This window comes from Corynebacterium sp. CNCTC7651 (genome assembly GCF_021496665.1).
Taxonomy (GTDB): Bacteria; Actinomycetota; Actinomycetes; order Mycobacteriales; family Mycobacteriaceae; genus Corynebacterium.
In genome coordinates this window covers 1085966-1105971 of the sequence record NZ_CP071246.1, presented here as the reverse complement: position 1 = coordinate 1105971, position 20006 = coordinate 1085966, and the positions used below count along the sequence as shown (strand labels likewise).

The 20006-nt window shown below is 65.2% G+C and carries 18 protein-coding genes and 1 pseudogene; 15 read left to right on the top strand and 4 right to left on the bottom strand.

Annotation, left to right across the window (positions count from 1 at the left end; all coding sequences use genetic code 11):
* The first annotated feature begins 19 nt into the window (after positions 1-19).
* From JZY91_RS05315 to JZY91_RS05300, 4 genes are read left to right on the top strand one after another with little or no spacing between them, the layout of a single operon-like run.
* A complete protein-coding gene (locus tag JZY91_RS05315) occupies positions 20-1174 on the top strand; it encodes a lipase family protein (RefSeq protein WP_234948894.1) in 1155 nt (384 codons plus the stop codon).
* Positions 1175-1184: 10 nt separating this feature from the next.
* The gene (locus JZY91_RS05310) at positions 1185-1772 is read left to right on the top strand and encodes an FxsA family protein (protein ID WP_234948893.1); all 588 of its coding nucleotides are present in this window, start codon (positions 1185-1187) and stop codon (positions 1770-1772) included.
* Positions 1769-3352, top strand: coding sequence for an apolipoprotein N-acyltransferase (lnt, locus tag JZY91_RS05305; RefSeq protein ID WP_234948892.1), 1584 nt, complete (start codon positions 1769-1771; stop codon positions 3350-3352). The genes JZY91_RS05310 and lnt overlap by 4 nt, the downstream gene beginning before the upstream one ends.
* Before the next feature lie 12 nt (positions 3353-3364).
* On the top strand, positions 3365-4378 hold the full coding sequence (locus tag JZY91_RS05300; protein ID WP_234948891.1) for a polyprenol monophosphomannose synthase: 1014 nt from the start codon (positions 3365-3367) through the stop codon (positions 4376-4378).
* A gap of 108 nt (positions 4379-4486) precedes the next feature.
* Here JZY91_RS05300 and JZY91_RS05295 read toward each other — a convergent pair whose 3' ends face one another.
* Positions 4487-4867 carry an RNA polymerase-binding protein RbpA gene (locus JZY91_RS05295; RefSeq protein WP_234948890.1) on the bottom strand — a complete coding sequence of 127 codons (381 nt, stop codon included), beginning with the start codon at positions 4865-4867 and terminating at the stop codon, positions 4487-4489.
* 152 nt (positions 4868-5019) lie between these two features.
* Between JZY91_RS05295 and JZY91_RS05290 the strand changes: the two genes are divergently transcribed.
* Entirely contained in the window at positions 5020-5367 is a 348-nt protein-coding gene (locus JZY91_RS05290; protein WP_234948889.1) for a hypothetical protein, read from the top strand.
* 8 nt (positions 5368-5375) lie between these two features.
* Positions 5376-6086 (top strand): YceI family protein, encoded by a 711-nt coding sequence (locus tag JZY91_RS05285; RefSeq protein WP_234948888.1) that lies wholly within the window; start codon positions 5376-5378, stop codon positions 6084-6086.
* 166 nt (positions 6087-6252) lie between these two features.
* Here JZY91_RS05285 and JZY91_RS11850 read toward each other — a convergent pair whose 3' ends face one another.
* Positions 6253-6567: a hypothetical protein gene (locus JZY91_RS11850; RefSeq protein ID WP_370639297.1), complete on the bottom strand. Its 315-nt coding sequence runs from the start codon at positions 6565-6567 to the stop codon at positions 6253-6255.
* On the opposite strand from JZY91_RS11850, the pseudogene JZY91_RS11845 reads away from it, so the two are divergent.
* Both JZY91_RS11845 and JZY91_RS05280 read left to right on the top strand, forming a co-directional pair.
* A pseudogene (locus JZY91_RS11845) lies at positions 6547-6845 on the top strand (FAD-binding oxidoreductase); the annotation flags it as partial. The gene JZY91_RS11850 and the pseudogene JZY91_RS11845 overlap by 21 nt on opposite strands.
* Positions 6822-9209: an FAD-binding and (Fe-S)-binding domain-containing protein gene (locus JZY91_RS05280; protein WP_370639280.1), complete on the top strand. Its 2388-nt coding sequence runs from the start codon at positions 6822-6824 to the stop codon at positions 9207-9209. The pseudogene JZY91_RS11845 and the gene JZY91_RS05280, both read left to right, overlap by 24 nt.
* A gap of 26 nt (positions 9210-9235) precedes the next feature.
* On the opposite strand, the gene JZY91_RS05275 is transcribed toward JZY91_RS05280, so the two are convergent.
* Complete coding sequence (locus JZY91_RS05275) at positions 9236-10540, bottom strand: class I SAM-dependent methyltransferase (protein ID WP_234948887.1); 1305 nt, start codon at positions 10538-10540, stop codon at positions 9236-9238.
* 129 nt (positions 10541-10669) lie between these two features.
* On the opposite strand from JZY91_RS05275, the gene JZY91_RS05270 reads away from it, so the two are divergent.
* Both JZY91_RS05270 and JZY91_RS05265 read left to right on the top strand, forming a co-directional pair.
* Positions 10670-12037, top strand: coding sequence for an NAD(P)/FAD-dependent oxidoreductase (locus JZY91_RS05270; protein ID WP_234948886.1), 1368 nt, complete (start codon positions 10670-10672; stop codon positions 12035-12037).
* A gap of 176 nt (positions 12038-12213) precedes the next feature.
* Positions 12214-13287, top strand: a complete 1074-nt coding sequence (locus JZY91_RS05265; RefSeq protein ID WP_234948885.1) for a magnesium and cobalt transport protein CorA — start codon at positions 12214-12216, stop codon at positions 13285-13287.
* A 5-nt stretch (positions 13288-13292) separates the two neighbouring features.
* Here the strand turns inward: JZY91_RS05265 and JZY91_RS05260 are convergent, their stop codons facing one another.
* The gene (locus JZY91_RS05260) at positions 13293-13727 is read right to left on the bottom strand and encodes a PaaI family thioesterase (RefSeq protein WP_234948884.1); all 435 of its coding nucleotides are present in this window, start codon (positions 13725-13727) and stop codon (positions 13293-13295) included.
* A 59-nt stretch (positions 13728-13786) separates the two neighbouring features.
* Here JZY91_RS05260 and gndA point away from each other — a divergent pair, with 59 nt between their 5' ends.
* Genes gndA through JZY91_RS05235 form a run of 5 tightly spaced genes read left to right on the top strand, consistent with a single transcriptional unit; the run spans position 13787 to position 19996 of the window.
* The gene (gene gndA, locus JZY91_RS05255; protein WP_234948883.1) at positions 13787-15268 is read left to right on the top strand and encodes an NADP-dependent phosphogluconate dehydrogenase; all 1482 of its coding nucleotides are present in this window, start codon (positions 13787-13789) and stop codon (positions 15266-15268) included.
* A 55-nt stretch (positions 15269-15323) separates the two neighbouring features.
* Positions 15324-16646, top strand: coding sequence for a DEAD/DEAH box helicase (locus JZY91_RS05250; RefSeq protein ID WP_234948882.1), 1323 nt, complete (start codon positions 15324-15326; stop codon positions 16644-16646).
* A gap of 21 nt (positions 16647-16667) precedes the next feature.
* Positions 16668-18083: a hemolysin family protein gene (locus tag JZY91_RS05245; RefSeq protein ID WP_234948881.1), complete on the top strand. Its 1416-nt coding sequence runs from the start codon at positions 16668-16670 to the stop codon at positions 18081-18083.
* Positions 18080-19132 (top strand): hemolysin family protein, encoded by a 1053-nt coding sequence (locus JZY91_RS05240; protein ID WP_234948880.1) that lies wholly within the window; start codon positions 18080-18082, stop codon positions 19130-19132. The genes JZY91_RS05245 and JZY91_RS05240 overlap by 4 nt, the downstream gene beginning before the upstream one ends.
* Positions 19133-19996 carry a 3-methyladenine DNA glycosylase gene (locus JZY91_RS05235; protein ID WP_234948879.1) on the top strand — a complete coding sequence of 288 codons (864 nt, stop codon included), beginning with the start codon at positions 19133-19135 and terminating at the stop codon, positions 19994-19996. It begins immediately after the preceding gene.
* The last annotated feature ends 10 nt before the right edge of the window (positions 19997-20006 follow it).

The following is a 20006-nucleotide window of genomic DNA, read 5'->3' as shown; positions in this document are numbered from 1 at the left end:
GGCGGTATGTGGAGCGAGGTTGCGCGAGCCGCTGCGGGGCTGGCCCGATTTCGGTGCCGCGACGTGGTTGACGGGGGTGCGCCCGGGAACGCTGCTGGCCGCCGCGGAGATTCGCCCGGTTGGTTTAAGCGGGCGGGCGAATCCCGCCGAGTCCTGGCGGATCGATTACGCCACGTCCGACCGCAAGAGCCGGATCCTGACAGCTACCGGCGCCGTGTTCCGCTCCCGCACGCCGTGGCGCGGCAAGGGCCCGCAGCCCACGATCGCGTTCGCGCCGTCCACGCAGGGTGTGGCGCGGCACTGCGATCCCTCCTACTCCTGCACCGTCGGCGCGCAGGTGCGCCGCAACCCACTTGACGCGATCGCGGCCTACGAGCAGCCGGCGATCAACCTGCTCGTCGCCCACGGTGCGAACGTGGTGCTGACGGATTACCCGCGCGACCCCGAGGACAACGTGCAGCTGTATTGCGACCACGTGTCCTCCGCCCGCGCGCTGGCGGACGCGGTGCGCGCCGCCGCATCCCTCGGCGTGGGCGCGGAGAATCTCGGGCTGTGGGGGTTTTCCCAGGGCGGCGGGGCCGTCGGTGCCTGGCTGGAGCAGCCCGAGTACGCCCCGGAGCTGCAGCCTCTGGCCGCCGTGGTCGGCGCCCCTCCGGCGGATCTCACCGCCATGCTTGATCACGTCGATGGCGCGATGGCGTCCATCGTGATCCTCTACGCCGTCGCCGGGATGATGGCCTCCGACACCGCAATCGCGGAGGAGATCGCCCCGCACTTGAGCCCCGAAGGCCTCGAGGCCGTGCTTTTCGACGCCCGCGTCTGCGCCGCCGGCGCCGTAATCGTGCGCCCGTGGGAGAAGACCCGCCGCTGGACCACGTCCGGCGTGAGCATGGCGCAGCTGCTGGATGACTTGCCCAGGACCTCCGAGTTCCTCGCCGCCAACACCCTCGGCGCGCGCCGCCCGCTGCGCATTCCAACACGGCTCTGGGCATCGCGTTACGACGATCTGGTGCCTCACGCGACCGTCGAAAAGCTTGCGGAAGCGTGGGGCCGGGACTTGGAAACCCGGCGCTTGCCGCGGATGCTGGGCCGCACGGGGACAAACCACTTCGGGCCGTACTTCCAGCACCTGGGACGCGACACGGAATGGTTGCTGCGCCAACTGGGCAGGTAGCATGAGCCGCATGCCGCTGCTCTTGTTCGCGTATTTTGCCCTCGAGGTGCTCGCCTTCATCGGCGTGGCCAAAATGATCGGTGTCGGGTGGGCGCTGCTTGCCGTGCTCGGCGTGATGGTGCTCGGCGGATTCCTTGCCAGCGTGATGGTGCTCGGCGGATTCCTTGCCAGCGTCTCCCTGCGCGGCGCGCTTGTCTCCGCGGCGGAGGGCCGCTCCACGATCGGCAGGCTCGCCGGTGATTCAGCGCTGCTGATGGTGGCGTGGGTGCTATGCCTCGTACCCGGCTTTGTCACCTCGTTCTTTGGCTTGCTCATGATCTTCCCGCCCACCCGGGCGCTTATGCGCCGCAGCATCGGCGCCCAGGCGCAACGCAGCATGGAGGAGTTCGGCGTGCGGATGTATGAGGCATCGCCGATGTCTACGCTGCGCACCAGCTACGGCTCCTTTACCCCGGAAGCGCAGCCCGGCCGGGTTGGCCGGGCCGGCACCACTCACCGGGAGTCGGCGGAGGAGCACGAGGTGATCGACGCGGACGAGCTTGAGCGCTGGTACCGCATGGACGGCCCCGGTGAGCACCCGGAGGGCCGCCAGCAGTGATCGCGTTTCTGCGCTTCGCGCTTGCCGCCATCGGCGGCTGGCTGGTGTATTTCTCCTACGAGCCCATAGGCCTCAGCCTGGCGGCGCCGCTTGGCATCGGGCTGTTCTACCTCGCCCTGATGCCGTGGTCCCGCCGCTTCACTGCGGCCACCGGCATGGCGGGGGAGGCGCAGGAGCGCCCGACTGCGGGGTTCGGCGCGCTGCTGGGATACACGCACGCTGTGGTGACCTACCTCTTCCTGCTGCCGTGGATCGGCGAGTTCGTCGGCGCAATGCCCTATGTGGCGCTCTCGCTTTTCCTGGCGCTGTACGGGATCCTCACCGGCGCCTTCGGCGTTCTGGCAGCCCGCTGGCGCTACGGCTTCCTCGCTTTCCCCTTCATCTACCTCGCCGTAGAGTTCGCCCGTTCTTCCTTCCCGTTCGGCGGGTTTGCCTGGGTGCGCCTTGCCTGGGGCCAGATCAACGGGCCTCTGGCCAACCTTGCGGCCTGGGGCGGCCCGGCACTGGTGACGTTGGCCGCGGTGTTCGCCGGCGTGGGCCTTGTCATGCCGTGGCTCACCCGCGATTGGCGGCAGCGCATCGCGATCGCCTGCTTCGTGTTCCCGCTGGGTTTCGGCGAGCTGGCAGGAGTGTGGGTAGACCGTGACGCCGCGACCGTGGACACGGTTCGCGCGGCGACGGTGCAGGGCAATGTGCCACGCATGGGCCTGGACTTCAACGCGCAACGCCGCGCGGTGCTGGCGAACCACGTCAACGAGACCATCGCGCTTGGCCGCGAGGCCGAGCAGACGGGCAAGCCGCTCGACCTCGTCATATGGCCGGAGAACGCGTCCGACGTGAATCCGTTCATGGATTCCGATGCCGCAGCGCTGATCGATTCCGCCGTGCAGGCAATCGACGCACCTCTCCTTGTAGGCACGCTCACCCGCGACGAGGTCGGATCCCGCAACACCATGGTGGTGTTCGACCCGGAGACCGGGGCAGGGGACTACCACCACAAGCGCTTCCTGCAGCCGTTCGGCGAGTACATGCCTATGCGCGATTTCTTCCGCAACTTCTCCGACCTCGTGGACCTGGCGGGCGATTTCAAGCCCGGCGACGGCCCGGGTGTCGTGCAGATGGGGGATGTCACCCTTGGCGTAGCTACCTGTTACGAGGTCGCAGAGGATCCCGCGTACCGCATGGCGGTGCGCAACGGTGCGCAGATCTTGGCCACCCCGACCAACAACGCGACGTTCGGGTTCACGGACATGACGTACCAGCAGCTGGCGATGAGCCGCATGCGAGCAATCGAGACGGACCGCGCTGTGATCGTCGCGGCCACGTCGGGTGTCTCCGCCATCGTGCACCCTGACGGCACGGTGTCGCAGCAGACCGAGATCTTCACCTCAGATCACCTCGTGGAGGACCTGCCGCTGCGGGAGCGCGTCACACCCGCGGTCCGCTTCGGCGGGGCGCTCGAGTGGGTGCTTGTCTTGGCCGGTCTTGCACTGATGATCGGTGCAGCCGCCACCTCGCGTCGGGGGTATGCTGCTACAGGGTCGCGGGCTATCCGCGCCGAGAACAAAACGCACGTATAAGGAGCACCCACTGTGTCGACCACCACGCTGGTGATCATCCCGACGTACAACGAGGTAGAGAACCTGCCGCTGATCGTCGACCGAGTCCTCAACGCGAATCCGGACGTGGACGTCCTCGTCGTGGACGATAATTCTCCCGACGGCACCGGCGAGAAGGCCGACGAGCTTGCCGCCGCGCACGACCGCGTGAACGTTCTGCACCGCAGGGGCAAAGAGGGGCTCTTGGCCGCGTACCGCGCCGGTTTCACGTGGGGCCTCGAGCGCGATTACGAAGTGCTGGTGCAGATGGATGCGGACGGCTCCCACGCGCCCGAGGAGCTTTCTTTGCTTCTCGACGAAATTTCGAACGGCGCCGACCTTGTCATCGGCTCCCGTTACGTTGAGGGCGGCGAGGTGAAGAACTGGCCGAAGCAGCGCTACCTGCTGTCCAAGGTGGGTAACCGCTACATCTCCCTCATGCTGGGCGGCGAGGTGAAGGACATGACCGCGGGCTACCGCGCGATCCGCCGTGAGGTGCTGGAGGAGCTTGACCTGGCTGCGCTTTCCCCGAAGGGCTACATCTTCCAGGCAGAGCTGGCGCACAAGGCGATCGACGCCGGCTTCGACGTCCGCGAGGTCCCCGTGACGTTTGAGGACCGCAAGCTGGGGGACTCTAAGCTGGATGCGAGCTTCGCGGTCGCTTCCCTGGGCGAGGTGACCAAGTGGGGTATCACCGATACCGCTCGCGACGCGTCCGAGCTGGTGAAGGAGATGACCGCACTGGCACAGTACGAGATCAACCGCGCAAAGCTGCCGAACATCGGCGAAGTTGTGACCTCTGCGGCAGAGACCGCCGGCAACACTGCCGTGGCGATGAAAGATCTGGCAGCGTACGAGCTCAAGCGCACCAGCCTCTCCGAAATCCCGGGTAAGGCGAAGCACCTCGTTGAAGATGCCGCGAACACCGCCGCATCGATGGTTGAGCTAGCCGGCTTCGAGCTGCGCCGCGCCGGCCTGCTTGGCGACGGTAAGCGGGACACCAAGTAACGTTCGGCAGCCCGACACTGGGCTGACACGGAAAAAGGGGCGCGCACCGGCCGTGGTGCGCGCCCCTTTTTTTGCTGAAAGCAGAGTGGATCCGAGGTTACGGGGCTGTTAGCCCTCCGCCTCCTTGGCCTCAGCTTCCTTCGCCATGCGGGCGGCGGTGCGGCGGCGCTTGCGCAGCTGTTCAAGGCGCTCTTCCAGCAGTTCATCGAGCTCTTCGATGCTGCGGCGCTCACGCAGCATGTCCCAGTGGGTCCGCGGCGGCTTTGCCGGCTTGGCCTCTACACCCTCACCCTCCATGAGGATGCCGACCTGGCCGTTCTTGCACATCCACTCTTCGGGGATCTCCGCGTCATCCGCGAAGGGAACCTCGAACACCTCCCCGTTCGGGGTCTGGTACTTCGCCATCTGGCGTGGCGCCAAGTCGTGGTCGCGGTCCGTTTCGTAGCTCACTGCGCCCATGCGACTTCCGCGCAAAACACGATCAGCCATGCTGTCACAATCCCTTCGCTTCGTGCCTCAGATCGCCCCCAGTGCAGGGGATCGAGCTATCGCTACAGTATAACGGCGGACATCCTGCGATTGTTCCCACCCACGTAAGGAGCGTCTAGGGCTTTTACGCTGGGTGTATTAGAGTCGTACGGGTGTCGGGTGAAGTAAGGGCTGCAGCGCGTCCCGCACCCGTATGTCTTTGGTGCGGGCGGGAGCTCGCGGTCCAAGAGGGGAGAGGTCGCAAACGGAAATACTGCGGCCAATCTTGCAAACAGCGGGCGTATGAGCAACGCCATAACTTATCGGGCGCGGGGATTGCCGAAGGATCGGTGATACTGCGCCCCGAGCGAGTAGCGGAGCTGCGAGACGAATTGTTCGAGTTGCGCTGTGCGGCGGAGGATGTCCGCACCGCCGCAGGCGAAGGCGCCGACCCGGAGGAAATTCGTCACCTGTGTGACGAATTGGTTGCAATGGCAATTGAGATTGAGAAGTTGAGGTAAGGGAATAGATGTCTACCGCAAACGCGAAGCACCCGAAGGGCCGCACCGGGCTGATTGTCGGCGTGTCCGTCTTCATTGTTATCGCACTTGCCGTCGCATTTATCCCGCTCATCATGATGCTGTTCAACTCCGGTGTGAAAACGGAGGGGATCGACGACACAGCGTTGCGCGAGCCCACCACGGAAATCGACGGCACCTGGACCGTAACCAAGCGCCCGGGTGCCAACAGCACGTCAGCGGGATTCACGTTTAATGAGGTGCTGCCGGGTGAGCGCAAGACTACGTCGGGTTCCACCCAAGGCGTCACAGGCGCCGTGGTGATTGAGGCTGGAACGCTGCAGTCCGGCGACGTCACCGTGGACATGACGAATCTGACTACGGACAGCGATGTCCGCGATAACAACGTCCGCCGGAAGATCTTCCACACCGATCAGTACCCGGAATCCACGTTTGTAATCACGGAGCCGGCCGACCTGTCAGCGCTGGCGGATACGGGTGGGATCGGCCAGATTGAGCTGACGGGCGATCTGACCATCCACGGCGAGACCAACGCGATCACGCACACCTTTGATGTGGTGCGCTCGGGCGACCGCCTGATTGTTGCCGGAGACATCCCGATCAACCGTCTGGACTACGGCGTGGAGACACCGGAGTTCGTCGCCGCGACGATTGCAGAAGAAGGCGAGATCAACATCCGGCTCAACCTGGCGAAGGACTAGCCGACCGGAAGAGGCCCGAATCCAGAGGGCCCCAGATCCCGCCACCTTTCCGTAACAATACGTATTAATAGCCGGAGTGACAGTTGGCCAACGCCGGCCGATTGTCCGCCCCATATCTACCCTTTTGTCCGATAATGTACATTATGTCAACTAAAGCTGACCTTGGCTAAGATACCTGCTCCTCCGGTCGTACCATGGGCACATGGCTAAGATGTTCGCCCCCAATCCGCAACGCATCCCCAAACCCGCCTACGCCGAAACCAAACCCGATGCCGTCAGCGCCAAGTACGCCAACGGCTCCGACGCCACGCTGCGCGAGCAGCTGAGCGAGATCGTCGGCCCAGACAACGTCCAGGCCCGCGTCTCCGATCTCGTCCGCTTCGCGTCGGATGCCTCGCCGTACCGCGACATCCCGTCGATCGTCGTCCAGCCGCGCAACGCCGATGATCTGTCGAAACTCATGCGCTTCGCCCGCGAGCACAAGCGCACGCTCACCTTCCGCTCTGCCGGCACCTCGCTGAACGGTCAGGCGAGGACGACATCCTGGTGGATGTCAAAACCAACTTCACAGGCATGGAGGTCCTGGAGGACGGCGCGCGCCTGCGCTGCCGCCCCGGCGTTGTCCTCGGCCACGCGCAGGCGGTACTTCGCCGGCACGGCTACATGCTCGGCCCGGATCCGGGTTCCACTGCCTCCGCCTCCGTCGGCGGCGTCGTGTCCACCAACGCCGGCGGCATGCGCTGCAAGCTTGAGCGCGACTCCTACCACACCATCGACCAGGCGCAGTTCGTGCTTACCGACGGCACCATCGTAGACACCCGCGACGGCGACGACGCCTTCCGCACACAGTGCCCGGAGCTCTACGAGAACCTGATCCGGCTCCGCGACCGCATCCGAGGCGACGACGCGCTCACCGACCGCCTGCGCAAGAAGTTCTCCATCCGCAACACCAACGGCCTGCGCGTGGACGCGTTTTTGGATGAGGATGAGCCGGTCCGCATCCTCATGCGCCTGTTGGTGGGCTCCGAAGGCATCCTCGGCGTGTTCACCGAGGTTGAGATGCGCACCATCGAGCTGCCGAAGAAGAAGGCCGTGACCTGGGTGGTTCTCCCTGACATCCGGGATGCCGCGAACTACGTGGCCAAGTTGGTGGATGCCGGCGCCGAGGCCTGTGAGCTGCTGGTTTCGGACGTGATGAAGCGTTCCGTGGGCAACTTCAAGCAGGCGCCGAAGGAATGGGCGGACATCGACTCGAAGACCGCAGCCCTGCTGCTCGAGGTCGGCGGGGTGGATGAGGATGCCCTGCACGAGGCCGTTGCAGCCGCGGAGGACGTTCTGCAGGATGCGGACCTGCTCTCCCCGCTGCACTTCGAAACTGACCCGAAGGTGCAAAACGGCATGTGGCAGCTCCGCAATGGTCTCTTTGGCCTGATCGGCGAGAACCGCCGCCAAGGTACAGCCCTGATCACCGAGGATGTCTGCTTCCCTCCGGCGGACATCGGCGAAGCTGCGGCCGACCTGATGGACCTGCTCCAAGAGTACGGCTACCCGGATGCCGTGATGGGCCACGCGCCGTACGGCAACCTCCACTTCTTCATCACCCCGAACTTGGCCAACGAGGAGGAACTGGAGCATTACGCAAAGTTCCTCGACGCGCTGACGGAACTTGTGGTGGACAAGTACGACGGCTCAATGAAGGCAGAGCACGGCACCGGCGTGAACATGGCTCCCTTCGTGCCGCGCGAATGGGGCGAGGAAATCTTCGAGCTGTTCTGGGAGGTCAAGGACACCCTCGACCCAGCCGGCATTCTTGCCCCCAACGTCAAGCTCACACGCTCGACTGATATCCACCTCCAGCGCTTCAAGTCCTTCCCCAAGGTTGAGGATGAGATCAACACCTGCGTGGAGTGCGGCTTCTGCGAGCCGATCTGCCCGTCGCGGCACGTCACCGTCACCCCGCGCCAGCGCATTGTGCTGCGCCGCGAGATGGCGCGCCAGCCGGAAGGCTCCGAAGTGCTGGAGAACCTGCGGGACCAGTACCAGTACGACGCCATCGACATGTGCGCCGCCGACGGCACCTGTGCTATCCCCTGCCCGGTAGGCATTGATACCGGCAAGGCCATGAAGCAGCTGCGCGCAGCCCAGGCGACAAAGGCGGAACGCACCACCGCCAAGCGCATTGCTAAGCACTACGACGCTGTCGAGGTCCTCGGCCGCACCGCGGTCGCCGGCGTGAACTTCATGGGCCCATCCCTTGCCAACGCCGTGACTACGGTCGGCCGCACCCTGATCTCGCCGGAGCGACTGCCTTCCGTGCCGGGCCCAATGCCCCACCGCGCTCCCGACATGCCGGAGACGCAGCGCGAGGGCGCGGCAGCGGTCTACTTCCCCGCCTGCGTGAACCGCATCTTCGGCCGCCCGAACCACGTGCCGGAAGGCTCCCTGGCCACCCCGAACGCCGTGGCGGAGCTTGGCCGCCGCTCCGGCGCGCCGGTGTGGATCCCGGACAACGTGGACGGCGAATGCTGCGGCATGCCGTTCTCCTCCAAGGGCTTCACCGAGGCGTACCGCGTCAAGGCGCTTTCCCTGCTGGATCAGATGTGGGAATGGTCGAACCAGGGCGAACTGCCAGTGATTGTCGACGCCGCCTCGTGCAGCCACACCATCGTCGACTCCATGCCGGAGATCCTGATCGGCGAGGAGCTGGAACGCTTTGAGAATATCCGCGTCCTGGACATCGTCGAATGGCTGGACCAGGAAGTGGTCGAGCACCTCGAGATCACCGAGGACCTGGGCCGCATTGCCGTCCACCCGCCGTGCTCCGGCGAGCACATGGGCACCACCGACGCGCTGCTTGCGCTCGCGGATGCCTGCGGCGACGCTGCCGTTCCGGAGGGCGCGGCGTGCTGCGGCACCGCGGGCGACCGCGTCATGCTCCACCCCGAGCTGGTGGAGTCCGCGACCCGCGAGGAGCGCGCGGGGCTGGAGGCAGGCAACTTCGACTGCTTCGTCTCCGCGAACCGCACCTGCGAGATGGGGTTGGAGATGGTGGCGGGTAAGCCGTTCGAGTCCATCGCAGCCCTCCTCGAGCGCGCCTCGCGCCCCCAGGTCACCCTGGCTTAGGGGCGGGGTGTTTAGGGGCAGGGTGCTTAGCGACGACCGCCTCTACTCCGCGTCGTCGCCACCACCTGCGCGAGGTCAAGCATGCCGAGACGTGCCAGGGCCTCGCGCAGCGCGAGCTGCCAGGTCCACAGCCGGCGGTAGACCACGTCGAACCCGTCCGCGGCCGCGTCCCGCAGCCTGGTATCAAAGGTCGCGCGCTGCAGCTTCAGCGAGGCAGCAAGGTGGTCCGGCGCGAGCGTCACGCCGGTCAGCCGCAGGCCTGTGTGCTGGTCCAGCATGGTGGCGATGTCTTTGATCGTCGCAAAGTGCAGGCCCGGCCAGATGTACGCCCGCAGCGAGGAGAGCGCGGCGGTGCCTGCGCGGGACATGCGCTCGGTGCGTACCACAGTCTGCGCAGCCGCCCGCCCACCTGGCATAAGCGCGCTGTCCACAGCACGCAGGTAGCGGATCTTCTCGCGCGGCGCGAGTGTCTCCAGGTACTCGGCGCTCACGATCGCGTCATAGGTCGGGCGGGACGGGGCGAGGCCCCACTGGCCGGTGAGCACGTGGACAGCGTCTTCAGCTCCGGCGAACACGAGGTGTTCCCGCAGTGCTTCAGCGGTAGCGGGTTGCGCAGCGACGCAATCCACGTTTGCCCGGCGTGACGCCGCCTCCACCGCAATCGCGCCGCCTGCTGTTGGAACCACGAGGGTGTGAGACCCCCGAGTGACGTGCGCGGCGTCTAAGAGCATGCTGGTGCTGCGCGCCTGCGCATCAGCCAGGTCTAGGCGCGAGGTGTCCAGCGGCGCGCCGAACTCGGTTACCGCGACATAGTGGCGGGCAGGCTCCCTCCCCTTCCCGGCACCGGGCACCCTGGATTTGAACGCCTTGCGTTCGGTGGTCGGCACACCGGTGGCGAAGTGCCCCTGGAACGGACTCACGCCATCGCCCGAGTAATGCGACACCAGACTCGGCGGCACCTCGCCGAGCGCATCCGCCGAGGAAGGTGCGAGCTTGGTGGTGCGGGGCGCGTACTTCGCGCGAACCAGCCCCTCCAGCACGTGGACCAAGCTTTCCGACGACGCGGTGTGCCACTCCCCTGCCAAATACCCCTCGGCCAGGCCTATCCAGCCGCTGGCGGCAATACGCGTGAACACGTCGGCGTGGTCGACAACCAGGTCGGGCTGTGGACCGTCGAGAAGCAAGCCAGCCCGCGACACGGCCCGCGCGAAGCCGGCCTCAGCGAGCCGGGAGCGAGTTCCGGCACCCGTGATCTGCGGGAGCTTGGCAACCCCCGGCCACGCTGAAGCGTCTATGGCCGCGAGGTGGACTGGTTCAACCCTCTCACTCACCGGGCCCATGCTAGCTGCTGAGCGGTTGAGGATGGCCGCGCCACGGCGGTACTCGCTGTGAGCGTTCTGCGGCGGGGGCGTACACTATGCGGAGGTATTTTCGCACCCTTTTTAAAGGAGATTTGGACCATGGCAGATAGGCCGTACCGTCCGGCTGGGAGCCGTCATCACGTTGTCATCATCGGTGCCGGTTTCGGCGGCCTCTACGCTGCCCGCGAGCTCGCGGACGCGGACGTGGACATCACCCTGATTGACCGCACCAACCACCACCTCTTCGCCCCGCTGCTCTACCAGGTGGCTACCGGTCTGCTGTCCTCCGGCGAGATCGCGGTGTCCATGCGCCAGCTCACCCGCGGCCAAGAGAACCTCCTGGTTGTCCGCGGTGACGTGCAGGGCATTGACACCGAGGCACAGGTTGTCACCGCCATGGACGCGGGCGAGGAGTTCGAGTACACCTACGACTCTCTGATCATCGCCGCCGGCGCTGGCCAGTCCTACTTCGGCAACGACCACTTCGCGGAGTTCGCGCCGGGCCTGAAGACCTTGGATGACGCGTTTGAGATCCGCGCCCGCATCATGGACGCGTTCGAGCGCGCCGAGCTGGCGGAGGATCCGGCGGAGCGCGAGAAGCTCCTCACCTTCGTCATCGTCGGTGCCGGCCCGACCGGTGTTGAGTTGGCCGGCCAGATCGCGGAGCTTGCGCACCGCTCCTTTGACAAGGGCCAGTACACCTTCAGCCCCGAGTCGACCAAGATTGTGCTCATCGATGGCCTGCCGCAGGTCCTTCCGCCGTTTGGCAAGCGCCTGGGCAAGGTTGCCCAGCGCCAGCTTGAGCGCGAGGGCGTGACTGTGGTGCTGAACTCCCTGGTCACCAACGTTGACGCGGAATCTGTCACCTACAAGAACACCAAGACGGACGAAGAAACCACCATCGAGGCGTACACCAAGATCTGGTCCGCTGGTGTGGAAGCGTCCCCGCTGGGCCGCATCGTCGCTGAGCAGGCTGGTGTTGAGGCAGAGCGCAACGGCAAGGTCCCGGTCAACCCGGACTGCTCCGTGGGCGACAAGCGCAACGTCTTCATCATCGGCGACATGATGAGCCTGGACCGCCTCCCGGGCGTGGCACAGGTGGCGATCCAGTCCGGCGAGTACGTGGCCAAGATTATCAAGGAGCAGGTCGAGCACGACGTGGCTCCGGAGGACCGCGATCCGTTCTCCTACTTTGACAAGGGCTCCATGGCCATCATCTCCCGCTTCAACGCTGTGGTGAAGATGGGCAAGGTGGAGTTCACCGGCTTCATCGGCTGGATGATGTGGCTTGTGGTTCACGTACAGTTCCTGCAGGGCATGCGCAACCGCACCGTGTCCACCTACACCTGGGCGCTCAACGCGTTCAACCCGCGCCGCTACAACCTGGTCACCACCAACGGCCAGCTGGAGCAGCGCACCCAGCGCACCGCACTGGAGAAGCTGGAGTCCGAGGAAGAGCAGCGCTAGATTTCTAGCCGCGCATACCCCGCCTGACCTGAGGTCGGCGGGGTTTTTGGCTATGTGCGCACGCTCTGTTCGACAGTGGTCGGAAAGCGCGTAGTATCACTCACGTTGTCTTCGCCTGCTCCATAGCGGGTGCGCTTTGCGCTGCCCTGAGCTCGAACGAAAGGGGGCTGAAGCCCATGCCGCCGCGCCTTCCCATGTCACGCCAGCGTCCTAAGAAACCGGAACCGCCGGCGCGCAAACCGGTTCCCGTCCCCATCGAGCGCTCTGTCGATTTCTGCCGCGTGTTCGTGGACGGCAAGAAGCTTCCGGGCAACCTCCGGATCCGCCAAGCGATGGAGGTGGTGGAGCAGCACGAAAACGCGTTTGTTTGGCTGTCTTTGAAGGCGCCGAGCGTGGACCAGATGGAGAAGATCGCTGAGACCTTCGACTTGGACGACTTGATCGTGGACGACATTGTGGATGCGCACCAGCGCCCAAAGATCGACCGCTACGATGAGCAGCTGTTCATGGTCGTGCGCTCCGTGCACTACCGGGACGACGAGGAAGTGCTGGACGCCCGCGAAATCATTTCTACCGGCGAGGTGCAGGTGGTGGCGGGCCCCAACTTTGCCATTACCATCCGCCACAACGCTCCCCTGCCGGATCTCACCGGCAAGTTGGAGGAGGAAGAAGACCTGGCGGTGCTGGGTCCCAGCGCCGTGGCCTGGGTGGTGGCAGACTACCTCACCGACAACTACCTGCGTGTTGCGGACTACCTGAGCCAGGACGTGGACGAGCTGGAAAACGAGGTGTTCACCCCGCGCCGGCAGATCAACATTGACAAGATCTACAACTACAAGCGAGAGATCTTGGAGATGCGCCACGCTATCGACCCGCTGGCGCCCGCCCTGCGCAACGGGTTGACCAATAACAAGGACCTGGTGCGCAAGGCCCTGCGCTCCTACTTCCGCGACGTGCAGGACAACGCCACGATCGTTAGCGACAGGCTGTCCAGCTTCGACGAGCGTCTGACCTCGCTGCTGGATGCTTCGGTGGCCAAGGTGTCCATGCAGCAGAATGCGGACATGCGCACCATCTCCGCAGTGGTCGGCATGGCTGCTGCCCCTACCATGATCGCGGGTATTTACGGCATGAACTTCGAGTACATGCCGGAGCTGGGATGGAAGTGGGCCTACCCCGCCACCCTTCTAGTGATGTTGCTGGTAATGGGCGCGATGCTTTGGTGGTTCCGCCGGAATAACTGGCTGTAGGCCCGCTAGATCTCCATCAACATCAGCTTGAGGTGCGTGATGGCGGCTAGCTTGCCCTCGTGCGACATCTCAATGCGCCACAGGTGGGTCGTGCGGCCGGTATGCACCGGGATGGCCACAGCCTCGATGCGGCCGGATGAGACACTGCGCAGGAAATCCGTGTTGTTGCTCATGCCCACCGCAGGGCGGCCTGTGGTGACGATGGCGGCTGCGGATCCCAGTGTCTCCCCGATAGAGGCGTAGACACCGCCGTTGACAATCCCTGCGACCTGCAGGTGCTGCGGGCCCACATCCAGATAGCCCTCAAGGCGCTCTGCCGAGCAGTACGTGATAACCAGGCCGAGGTGCTGGGCAAAGCCGATGTTAGCGGCGTTGAGCACTGCCAACTCTTCTTCGTTGAGCGGGTCAGTGACCGGCTCATTCAGGGAGCGCTGCGTCATGCGAGCAACTATAGGCAACCGCACGGCTACGCGGAGGTGGGTTACGTACGATTGGACCCATGACTTCCCCCCAGAACGCACCTGAATCCACTCACGGCACCGCGCAAATCGGCGTGGTCGGTATGGCTGTCATGGGCTCCAACCTCGCCCGCAACTTCGCATCCAAAGGCCACACCGTGGCCATCTACAACCGCTCTCCGGAAAAGACGCGCGCGGTGATGGAAGAGCACGGCCACGAGGGAACCTTCATCCCTTCCGAAACCATCGAGGATTTCGTCGCCTCCCTGGAGCGCCCGCGCAAGGCCATCATCATGGTGCAAGCCGGTGCGGCGACGGACGCGGTGATTGACCAGCTGGCAACGGCGATGGACGAGGGCGACATCATCATCGACGGCGGCAACTCCCTGTTCACCGACACGATTCGCCGCGAGCGCGAGGTGGCGCAGCGCGGCCGCCACTTTGTGGGCGCCGGCATCTCCGGCGGCGAGGAGGGCGCATTGCGTGGCCCGTCCATCATGCCGGGCGGACCAGTGGAGTCCTGGGAAACCCTGGGGCCCCTGCTGGAATCTATCGCAGCAAAGGTGGACGGCGTGCCGTGCGTGACCCACATCGGCCCGGACGGGGCGGGTCACTTTGTCAAGATGGTGCACAACGGCATCGAGTACGCAGACATGCAGGTTATCGGCGAGGCATACCACCTGCTGCGCTACGCCGCCGGTCTTGAACCTGCAGAGATTTCCGCAATCTTCAGCGAGTGGAACGAGGGCGACCTTGATTCCTACCTCATCGAGATCACGGCGGAGGTGCTTCGTCAGGTGGACAAGCACACCGGTAAGCCGTTTATCGATGTTATTGTGGATGCCGCTGGCCAGAAGGGCACTGGCCGCTGGACGGTCAAGGAGGCGCTGGATCTGGGCGTGCCGACGACGGCGATCGGCGAGGCTGTCTTCGCCCGCGCGCTGTCCTCCGCGCTTGCGCAGCGCGAAGCCGCCCAGCGCATCGGTCTGCCTTCCGGAGACCTGACCATGCTCGAGGAGCTGGGCATTGATAAGGACCAATTCATCGAGGATGTCCGTCGCGCACTCTACGCCTCCAAGCTTGTGGCGTACGCCCAGGGCTTCGACGAGATCAACGCCGGATCCAAGGAGTACGGGTGGGGCCTCAAGCCGGGCGACCTGGCGCGTATCTGGCGCGGCGGCTGCATCATCCGCGCGAAGTTCCTGAACCGCATCACCGAGGCGTACGAGCGTGACCCGGAGCTGCCGTCCCTGCTGCTAGACCCCTACTTCAAGGGCGAGCTGGAGAACGGCCTGATCGACTCCTGGCGCCGCGTTGTCATCGCAGCGACCCAGCTTGGCCTGCCGGTGCCTGTGTTCGCTTCCTCGCTCTCCTACTACGATTCCTTGCGTTCGGACCGCCTGCCAGCGGCACTGATCCAGGGCCAGCGCGACTTCTTCGGCGCACACACGTACCGCCGCGTGGATATGGAGGGCACGTTCCACACCGCATGGTCTGGCGACCGTGAGGAGATCTCCTACTAGCGCCATCTCTACTAGGGCTTAGGTTGGCTGGCTCGCGCGCTGTAAGATCGTCCCAATGACCTCTTTCGCCGATCTGGGGCTTCCCCGCGAGATCGTTGCCGTATTGCGCAAACAGGGCATCACGGAGCCCTTCCCTATCCAGGAAGCCGCTATCCCGGACGCACTCGCGGGCCGCGACGTCTTAGGCCGCGGCCCCACCGGCTCCGGCAAAACGTTCACGTTCGGACTGCCCATGCTGGCTCGCCTTGCCGGCGCGCCGTCCAAGCCCGGGAAACCGCGCGGATTGGTGCTAGCGCCCACGCGCGAGCTTGCCTCACAGATCCGCGAGCGTCTTGAGGAGCCGGCCGCGGCGCTGGGCCTTCGGGTGATGGACGTGGTTGGCGGCGTGAACATCAACCACCAGATCCGCGCGCTCGCCGCGCCGGTCGATCTGCTCGTGGCTACTCCGGGTCGCGCCGAGGACCTGATTAACCAGCGCAAACTCTCGCTCGACGCGGTCACTGTCACTGCCCTCGACGAGGCGGACCAGATGGCGGACATGGGCTTCCTGCCGCAAGTGCGCAAGCTTTTGGACCGCACCCCGGCGAACGGCCAGCGCCTGCTGTTTTCCGCGACGCTGGACGGGGACGTCGAAAAGCTCATTGCCCGGTACATGCATGACCCGGTGACGCACTCCACCGCGCCGGTGGAGGCGACGGTAGACACCATGGAGCACTACCAGCTGCTGGTGGGCAACCGGGATACGCGCAACGAGATCGTGCTGCAGATCGGCGCGCGCGAGGGCAAGACCATCATGTTCATGCGCACCAAGCACGGGGTGGATCGGCAGGTGAAGAAGTTGCGCCGCGTGGGCATTCACGCACAAGGCCTGCACGGCGACAAGGGCCAGGGAGCCCGCACCAGGGCGCTCGAAGGGTTCACGGACGGCTCCACCCCGGTGCTGGTTGCCACCGATATCGCCGCCCGCGGCATTGACATTGACGATGTCTCCCTAGTGGTGCACGTGGACCCGCCGGCTGAGCACAAGGCGTACCTGCACCGTGCTGGACGCACCGCACGCGCCGGCACGTCCGGCCGCGTGGTCACGCTGGTGATGGATGAGCAGCGCAAAGAGGTGGACCAGCTGCTCCGCAAGGCTGGCGTGGATGCGGAGGTGGTTCGCATCGCACCAATGAGCCCGGAATTGGTTAGGATTACTGCCGCACGTCAACCCGAGGGCACCCCGCTGCCGCCCCCGGGGCAGCAGCCTGCGGCGGGCGGGCAGGGTAGAAACCCGCAAGCACGCCGCGGCGCCCGCTCGCGCGGTTCCGGCGGCGGACAAGCGTCTGGTCGCCCACGCCGCGGCGGCCAGCAGAGAAAGAGGAGACCTGAGCGCTAGTTCACCCCGCTCACCACACACATGGACATAGTTATATCCATCCTCTCCCTTATCGGGTTCATCCTGCTCACCGCCTCAACCGGCCTGTTCGTGGCAATCGAGTTCGCCATGACGGGCCTGGAGCGCTCCACCATTGAAGCGCACGTGCGGGAAAAGGGCGATGCCACCGCGAAGGCTGTGGCGCGCGACCACGCGAACCTTTCGTTCGTCCTCTCCGGTGCCCAGCTGGGCATCACCCTGACCACCCTCGCCGCCGGTTTCCTCGCGGAACCGGTGCTGGGCCAGTACTTTACTCCCCTGCTGGAGCTTGTGGGTCTCAGCGCGGACGCGTCGCGCACCGTCGCTCTCATCCTCGCGCTTGTCGTGGCAACCTTCCTCTCCATGGTGTTCGGAGAGCTGGTGCCAAAGAACATCGCGATCACGGAGCCGCTGGGCACCGCGCGTTTCGTGGTGCCGCCGGTCAACGCGTTCAACACCGTCTTCAAATGGTTCATCAACACCCTCAACGCTTCCGCCAACTGGGTCGTCCGCAAGATGGGGATCGAGCCGGCGGATGAGCTGGCGTCCGCACGCTCTGGCCAGGAGCTCGGCGCCATGGTGCGCAACTCCGCAGAGGCCGGCGGCCTGGATGCGGAGACGGCTGCGGTGATTGACCGCTCGCTGCGATTCGGCGAGACAACGGCGGAGGAGGTGATGACGCCGCGCTCCACCATCGACTCCCTCGATGCGGAGGAAACGGTGGCGGACCTGATCGCCCTTGCCCGCGAGTCCGGCCACTCCCGTTTCCCCGTCCGCCGCGGGGACTTGGACGACACGATCGGTGTCGTGCACATCAAGGACGCATTCTCCGTACCCAAGGAGGAGCGCAGCGTGACAAAGGTTGCGTCGCTAGCCAAACCGGTCCCATTCGTGCCCGGCACGCTGGACGGCGACTCGGTGCTCAACCGCGTTCGTTCCGCCGGTTCCCAAGTGGTCTTGATTGCGGACGAGTACGGAGGCACGCAGGGCCTAGTCACCATCGAAGACGTGGTGGAAGAGATCCTGGGCGAGGTGTACGACGAGTATGACGACCGCGAGTCAGAGCGGGACTTCCAGCGCTTCGGCACCTCATGGGAGATCGCGGGCCTTGTGCGCTTGGACGACGTGGCGGAGAAGACCAGCTACACCGCGCCGGACGGGCCGTACGAAACGCTCGGCGGCCTGATCATGGCGACCTTGGGGCGCATCCCCAGAGTTGGCGACAAGGTTGTGCTGCCGGAGGCTGTGGCGACCTTCCAGGAGGAGTTTGAATCCGGCGGCGGGGGCGGCCACTGGCTTGCCCGGGTGACGGTGATGGATGAAAGGCGCGTGGACCGCGCAATCCTCACCCCCATCACACCGGAACAGGCCGCGAAGTATCTCGCAGCCCAGGCAGACGTTGAGGGGGCGGCGCGATGAACATCCTGACCGCAATCCTCCTCATCGCCGTGCTGCTTGCAGCCAACGCGTTCTTCGTGGCCGCTGAGTTCGCACTGGTGTCGTCCCGCAGAGACCGCCTCGAATCCCTGTTGGCGCAGGGCAAGGGCGAGGCCAAGAACGTCATCTACGCCATCGAACACCTGTCGATCTACTTGGCCGGTGCCCAGTTCGGCATCACTGTGGCCTCCCTGATCTTGGGCAAGGTGGCGGAGCCGGCCATCGCCCAATACATCGAGGCGCCGTTCAGCAGCGCGGGCTTGCCACCGGAGCTGCTGCACCCGATCAGCTTCGTCATCGCCCTAATCATCATTTCTTTCCTGCACATCCTGCTGGGCGAGATGGTGCCAAAGAACATCGCCATCGCAGGCCCGGAATCCACCGCGATGCTGCTCACCCCGGCGTTCACCGTGTGGATGAAGATCACCCGTCCCATCATTGAGGCGCTGAACTGGGTGGCGCGCACGACGCTGAAGGCCTTCGGCATCGAGCAGCGGGATGAGTTGGAGTCCACCGTGGACCAGGAACAGCTGGCCACCATGATCAAGGAGTCCAGCGAGGAGGGCCTGCTTGACGCGGAGGAGACTGCTCGCCTGGCCAACGCGCTGCGCACGGAGTCCCGCAACTTGGTCGAGGTCATGATTCCCCTGGAGGACGTCAAGACCATCCCGTACCACCCCCGCGGCATCCGCCTCTCTATCATCGAGGACGCGGTGCGTGAGACCGGCTACTCCCGCTACCCGGTCGAGCGCGCGCCGGGTGTGCTGATCGGCTACGTCCACGTGAAGGACATCCTGGACCTCATGGAGTGCGAGGATGAGGATCCGGTGGTCCCCGTCAACCGCATCCGCCCCTTGAGCATTGTGGACGGCAGCCAGTCGCTCGATGACGCGCTGACATCCATGCACCGCCGCTCCGCCCACATGGCGCAGGTGCGGGTGAACGGCGAGCTGGTGGGCGTGGCAGCGCTGGAGGACATCATCGAGGAGTACGTGGGCACGGTGAGCGACTGGACCCACGAGGACGAGTAGATGCCCGCCTCCTACTCCCCCGCCGAGGCTCGCGCAGCTGAGGCGGCTCACGTCGCCCGCGCCGAGCGCTACACGCTCCCACACCTTGAGCGCCGCACCCGCGGCACGTCCCACCCCGTGTGGGACTTTCTCTTCGACTACTACCCCTTCCGCGCCAGCCAGCTCACCCGCTGGCATCCGGGGTTAGGGGCCACGCTTATCGACGCTTCCTTAAGCCGCCACAAGGATTACCCCTTCTACGTGATCGATGCCGACGGAGCGGTGCGCCTCGACGTGGATGCCTTCCTGGCTAAACGGGGCCGCGACATGGAGCGCATCCAAGAGCTGCTCTCGGCCACAGCGACGCGCCAGGCGCACTTCGACTGCTTCGGCATGCACGAGTGGGCGATGGTCTACCGCACCGATGCGCCGCGCCACAATCTTCCGCTGCGATTGGGGCGGGAGGGCACGGATGCTGTCGTCGACAAGCATCAGCTCAAGTGCAGCCACTTCGATGCCTACCGCTTCTTCACGCCGCCCGCGGTGCCGCTGAATCTCACCGTGCTGGAGCGTGGGACGCAAGCAGAGCACGACCAAGCGGGGTGCGTGCACGTGTCCATGGATCTGTACAAGTGGGCCGCCAAGATGGGGCCTGTGGTACCGGGTGAGCTGCTGCTGGACGCGTTTGAGCTGGCGATGCAGGCGCGCGTGCTGGACATGGAGGCATCGCCGTATGACTGCCGGTCGCTTGGATTCGGCGTGGTCGCGGTGGAAACGCCGGAGGGCAAGGCGGAATACGTGGCCCGGCAGCGGGCTCTCGCGGCAGAGGCGGAGCCGATTCGGGCGCGCCTGCTGGCTCTACTCGAGGAGCTTCTGGCGCACTAGACTGCCTAGC

Coding starts and splice junctions, on each gene's coding strand:
- JZY91_RS05310 (WP_234948893.1), top strand. CDS start 1,185: ATGCCGCTGCTCTTGTTCGCGTATTTTGCCCTCGAGGTGCTCGCCTTC.
- JZY91_RS05295 (WP_234948890.1), bottom strand. CDS start 4,867: ATGGCTGATCGTGTTTTGCGCGGAAGTCGCATGGGCGCAGTGAGCTAC.
- JZY91_RS05285 (WP_234948888.1), top strand. CDS start 5,376: ATGTCTACCGCAAACGCGAAGCACCCGAAGGGCCGCACCGGGCTGATT.
- JZY91_RS05280 (WP_370639280.1), top strand. CDS start 6,822: ATGCGCTGCAAGCTTGAGCGCGACTCCTACCACACCATCGACCAGGCG.
- JZY91_RS05270 (WP_234948886.1), top strand. CDS start 10,670: ATGGCAGATAGGCCGTACCGTCCGGCTGGGAGCCGTCATCACGTTGTC.
- JZY91_RS05265 (WP_234948885.1), top strand. CDS start 12,214: ATGCCGCCGCGCCTTCCCATGTCACGCCAGCGTCCTAAGAAACCGGAA.
- JZY91_RS05260 (WP_234948884.1), bottom strand. CDS start 13,727: ATGACGCAGCGCTCCCTGAATGAGCCGGTCACTGACCCGCTCAACGAA.
- gndA (WP_234948883.1), top strand. CDS start 13,787: ATGACTTCCCCCCAGAACGCACCTGAATCCACTCACGGCACCGCGCAA.
- JZY91_RS05250 (WP_234948882.1), top strand. CDS start 15,324: ATGACCTCTTTCGCCGATCTGGGGCTTCCCCGCGAGATCGTTGCCGTA.
- JZY91_RS05245 (WP_234948881.1), top strand. CDS start 16,668: ATGGACATAGTTATATCCATCCTCTCCCTTATCGGGTTCATCCTGCTC.
- JZY91_RS05240 (WP_234948880.1), top strand. CDS start 18,080: ATGAACATCCTGACCGCAATCCTCCTCATCGCCGTGCTGCTTGCAGCC.
- JZY91_RS05235 (WP_234948879.1), top strand. CDS start 19,133: ATGCCCGCCTCCTACTCCCCCGCCGAGGCTCGCGCAGCTGAGGCGGCT.